General features: G+C 53.2%; 4 protein-coding genes, 4 tRNA genes and 2 rRNA genes. All 10 read left to right on the top strand.

Going from position 1 to position 4,510, the window contains the following annotated elements; genetic code table 11:
- Positions 1-152: ribosomal RNA gene (locus DS878_RS02715) — 23S ribosomal RNA — on the top strand; the annotation flags it as partial.
- An 84-nt stretch (positions 153-236) separates the two neighbouring features.
- Positions 237-351: ribosomal RNA gene (gene rrf, locus DS878_RS02710) — 5S ribosomal RNA — on the top strand.
- A 116-nt stretch (positions 352-467) separates the two neighbouring features.
- Positions 468-1,433 (top strand): biotin--[acetyl-CoA-carboxylase] ligase, encoded by a 966-nt coding sequence (locus DS878_RS02705; RefSeq protein ID WP_113814415.1) that lies wholly within the window; start codon positions 468-470, stop codon positions 1,431-1,433.
- A complete protein-coding gene (locus tag DS878_RS02700; protein WP_113814414.1) occupies positions 1,430-2,164 on the top strand; it encodes a type III pantothenate kinase in 735 nt (244 codons plus the stop codon). The genes DS878_RS02705 and DS878_RS02700 overlap by 4 nt, the downstream gene beginning before the upstream one ends.
- Positions 2,161-2,856, top strand: a complete 696-nt coding sequence (locus DS878_RS02695) for an SPOR domain-containing protein (RefSeq protein WP_187298717.1) — start codon at positions 2,161-2,163, stop codon at positions 2,854-2,856. The genes DS878_RS02700 and DS878_RS02695 overlap by 4 nt, the downstream gene beginning before the upstream one ends.
- 31 nt (positions 2,857-2,887) lie before the next feature.
- Positions 2,888-2,963: transfer RNA gene (locus DS878_RS02690), tRNA-Thr, on the top strand.
- A 39-nt stretch (positions 2,964-3,002) separates the two neighbouring features.
- Positions 3,003-3,086 (top strand) — tRNA-Tyr (locus DS878_RS02685).
- 10 nt (positions 3,087-3,096) lie between these two features.
- Positions 3,097-3,171, top strand: a tRNA-Gly gene (locus DS878_RS02680).
- Between the two features lie 14 nt (positions 3,172-3,185).
- Positions 3,186-3,261 (top strand) — tRNA-Thr (locus tag DS878_RS02675).
- A 52-nt stretch (positions 3,262-3,313) separates the two neighbouring features.
- On the top strand, positions 3,314-4,510 hold the full coding sequence (gene tuf / locus DS878_RS02670) for an elongation factor Tu (protein WP_113814413.1): 1,197 nt from the start codon (positions 3,314-3,316) through the stop codon (positions 4,508-4,510).

Here is a 4,510-nt window from a genome sequence, read left to right as displayed (position 1 = left end):
ATCTAAGCGGGAAGCCCCTTCCAAGATGAGATCTCCCTGAGGCCTTGAGCCTCCTGAAGAGCCGTTCAAGACCAGGACGTTGATAGGTCGGGTGTGTAAGCGCTGCGAGGCGTTGAGCTAACCGATACTAATTGCTCGTGCGGCTTGACTATATAACACCCAAGACAATTGCGGATATCGCAGTGAAAGAATTGCATCATAAGTTTTATCTCATCCCCCAGTGATCGACCGTTTTGTCTGACGACCATAGCGGCCTGGTACCACCTGATCCCATCCCGAACTCAGAAGTGAAACAGGCCTGCGCCGATGGTAGTGTGGCATTGCCCATGTGAGAGTAGGTCATCGTCAGACTCTTAATACCAAAAAACCCCCAGCGGAAACCCGTTGGGGGTTTTTTCGTTTTGTCTTTTCATCGCTCCTGGTGTTTAATCCACGCGTTACTCATTCTCCTGGCCGGATATTTTGTTATGAAATCCAAAGTACTTGTCTCCCTGCTCAGTGATGGTCAGGTTCACTCCGGAGAACGTCTGGCCGCTGAACTCGGCGTGAGTCGCACGGCCATCTGGAAACAGGTGCGTCGTGCGCTTGATGAGGGTTTCGACATCGAGACTGTCAGAGGGCGAGGCTACAGGCTTTTAACGCCCGTAGATCTCCTGGACGCAGATGCAATCCTTGGTGAACTGGTAGAAGCCCACCGGAATCTGATTTCTCTGACCGTACTTGATGAGGTTGATTCGACCAATACAGAAATCCAGCGTCGGGTTTCGAAGGGTGTGTCCGGGGTTCCCGTTGTCATAGCGGACTGCCAGACTATGGGGCGCGGGCGTCGTGGTCGGCCCTGGAGAAGCCCGCGTGGCCAAAACTTATATCTGAGCCTTGGCCTGACGTTCCAGGGTGGCTTCGCTGTACTGGATGGGCTTAGTCTTGCGTTGGGTGTTGTTGTTGCTGAAACTCTTGATAATCTGGGCGTTCCCGGTGTGCGGCTCAAGTGGCCTAACGACATTTTTCTGCCGGATGGAAAGCTCGGTGGGATACTGGTTGAACTGCAGGGAGAGTTGCAGGAGGGAGTTGTACAGATTATCGCCGGTATCGGCATCAACGTTCATATGAGTCAGGCCGAAGACGTTGATCAGGCTTGGTCGAGTCTTTCAAAAATATCCCCGCAGGGCGCCTGGTCTCGGAACCAGATCGCATCAGCGCTTATCGCTGCTTTGCTAAAGGGTGCTGAGACTTTTTCTGAAAAAGGTTTTTCTGCATTCAGAGAGGCGTGGCAGGCCCGGGATTTGTTCGAGGGTCAGCAGTTGGTGGCACAGGGTTCTGGAGCTATTGGGATTGGTTGTGGTGTCGATGAACAAGGAAACTATCTTGTTCAGGCAGATTCGGGGATGGTCCCTGTTCGGGCGGGAGAGATAAGCTTGCGGGTTTCTCTGTGAAGCTGTTGATAGATGCAGGTAACACCCGGTTGAAGTGGCGCCTCGAGCAGGCCGGAGGTGTAATTGATGAAGGGTGGTCAGCGCTGCGCGGGCCGGATCCTTTGGCCGATATAGGGATCCATCCGGGGAACGTTTCCCGGGTGGCCGTTTCAACGGTTATCCACGAAGTAAAGAGGCTTGAGCTGCTTTCGTATCTCGAGCGAAAGCTGTCTGCCCCGGTTCATTTTTACTGGTCTGAAGCAGAACGCTGCGGCTTGCGGAATTCATACGTTGATGTGCGGGCAATGGGGGCTGATCGCTGGCACGCGATGTACGGAGCCTGGAAGCATTGTAATGGCGGTTATGCGGTTATCGATGCTGGTAGTGCGATTACTGTGGATTATGTAGATGGCTCTGGTGAGCATTTGGGAGGCTATATTCTTCCGGGCATGACGATGATGTTAAACAGTTTGAAAAACGATGCTGCGAGAATTGTCTTTGACGCGCGCGAGGTGTTTGTGGGCCATCCGGGAAAGAGTACCGGGGAGTGTGTGAATCAAGGCTTGTCCTGGCTGATTCAGGCAATGATTGGGCGCCTGGAGGTGGATATGGCTAATTTCAACCTGCGAGCGATGCTCGTAACCGGAGGTGATGCCGGACGCTTGCTCGAGTTGGGGTTGAAAGGGGCTTATCACCCATCACTGGTGCTCGAAGGGCTTGCTCACATAGACCGTGAGGTATCTGGAGAATGAAGTGGCTGGCGCTGGCCCTGCTCGTTCTGAATGTGTCATTTTGGTATGTGCTGAGCAGTCCATCGGGATACCTTTTGCCTAGAAATGTCGCAAGCGGTACCTTGCCCCGGGTGGGGAGTCTTAAATCCCTCGATCTGCATAAAGGGGGTCCTGCTTCAGCTGAATCTGTTGGATATCCTGCAGGTGCTGACGAATTGTCGGAGCGAAGTTGTGCCACGGTTGGGTGGTTTGATTCCTTTACTGCGGCTCAATCCCTGGCAGAAGAGGTTGTGGCAGCTCAGTCCTATGACTACCAGGTGCGTGAAATAGAGCGACAGTTGGCTCCTCTGCACTGGGTAATTATTCCGCCTCAGCCTGCAAGTGTGGCCCTGGAGCAGCTGAAACGCCTCCAGAAACGGGGTATTGACTCATACCTTATCGCGCGGGGTGAAAACCGTAACGCTATCTCTCTGGGGCTCTTTGAGTCACGCGAGGCCGCAGTTTCGGTACTTGAAGAAAAAAAACGTCAGAATCTCAATGCAGTACTGGTCAACTTCCCCCGAAATCAGCTAAGCTACGCGCTGTCTTTTGAGGCGAGATCGGAGCTGGTTGAAAAACTGGTTCATGCGGCAGAAGCGGATTATGGCAATAATTTCGATTTCATCGAAATCAACGCTTGTGAAGGTGTTGCAACGTCAGATAAAACTCCGTAGTATACCGCCCTCGCTGAACAGGCGAATGTGAGCTGGCGTAGCTCAGTTGGTAGAGCAGCTGACTTGTAATCAGCAGGTCGGGGGTTCGATTCCGTCCGCCAGCTCCACTTTTTGTTGTGACAGGTGCGTAAGACTGCGCCTGACTCGGAGGGGTTCCCGAGTGGCCAAAGGGATCAGACTGTAAATCTGACGCGAAAGCTTCGCTGGTTCGAATCCAGCCCCCTCCACCACTTATTGTTCGCGGGCATCGTATAGTGGCTATTACCTCAGCCTTCCAAGCTGATGACGCGGGTTCGATTCCCGCTGCCCGCTCCAATTTGATATGCATTGCTCATGTAGCTCAGTCGGTAGAGCACATCCTTGGTAAGGATGAGGTCACCGGTTCAATTCCGGTCATGAGCTCCACTATTTTATCCGGTCAGCGTTACGATCCAGGTTGATCAGGGAGATTGGTCGAATGTCTAAGTCTAAGTTTGAACGTAATAAGCCGCACCTGAACGTGGGCACGATTGGTCACGTAGACCATGGTAAGACGACTCTGACCGCTGCTCTGACTCGTGTATGTCACGAAGTCTGGGGTACGGGTTCTGCGAGCGCATTCGATCAGATCGATAACGCACCGGAAGAGCGTGCGCGTGGTATAACCATCGCGACTTCACACGTTGAGTACGATTCCCCGATTCGTCACTACGCACACGTGGACTGCCCGGGCCACGCTGATTATGTGAAAAACATGATCACTGGTGCTGCGCAGATGGACGGCGCGATTCTGGTTGTGTCTGCAGCTGACGGCCCAATGCCTCAGACTCGTGAGCACATCCTGCTGTCCCGTCAGGTAGGTGTTCCTTACATCGTAGTGTTCATGAACAAAGCGGACATGGTAGACGATGAAGAGCTGCTTGAGCTGGTAGAGATGGAAGTGCGTGACCTGCTGGGCATGTACGACTTCCCGGCTGACGATACTCCGATCATCACCGGTTCAGCGCTGATGGCGCTGGAAGGTAAAGACGATAACGAAATGGGCACTACCGCTGTCAAGAAACTGGTAGAAGCTCTGGATTCGTACATCCCTGAGCCTGAGCGTGCGATTGATCAGCCGTTCCTGATGCCGATTGAGGACGTATTCTCAATCTCGGGTCGTGGTACTGTTGTGACTGGTCGTGTAGAGCGCGGTATCGTCAAGGTTGGTGAGGAAGTTGAGATTGTTGGTATCAAGGATACCGTCAAGACTACCTGTACCGGTGTTGAGATGTTCCGTAAGCTGCTTGACGAAGGTCGTGCAGGTGAGAACGTAGGTGTGCTTCTGCGTGGTACCAAGCGTGACGACGTTGAGCGTGGTCAGGTTCTGTGTAAGCCGGGCAGCATCAAGCCGCACACCAAGTTCGAATGCGAAGTATACGTACTGAGCAAAGATGAAGGCGGTCGTCATACTCCGTTCTTCAAGGGCTATCGTCCGCAGTTTTACTTCCGTACAACTGACGTAACCGGATCCTGTGAACTGCCGGAAGGCGTGGAAATGGTTATGCCAGGCGATAACGTGAAGATGGAAGTGACGCTGATCGCTCCGATCGCCATGGAAGATGGTTTGCGCTTCGCGATTCGTGAAGGCGGCCGTACCGTTGGTGCCGGTGTGGTAGCGAAGATTATCGAGTAA

Origin of the sequence: Marinobacter sp. F3R11, from assembly GCF_003318275.1 — a bacterium.
Taxonomy (GTDB): Bacteria; Pseudomonadota; Gammaproteobacteria; order Pseudomonadales; family Oleiphilaceae; genus Marinobacter.
Note: the sequence above shows the minus strand (reverse complement) of the source record. Positions and strands in the feature narration are given on the sequence as shown.

Coding starts and splice junctions, on each gene's coding strand:
- DS878_RS02705 (WP_113814415.1), top strand. CDS start 468: ATGAAATCCAAAGTACTTGTCTCCCTGCTCAGTGATGGTCAGGTTCAC.
- DS878_RS02695 (WP_187298717.1), top strand. CDS start 2,161: ATGAAGTGGCTGGCGCTGGCCCTGCTCGTTCTGAATGTGTCATTTTGG.
- tuf (WP_113814413.1), top strand. CDS start 3,314: ATGTCTAAGTCTAAGTTTGAACGTAATAAGCCGCACCTGAACGTGGGC.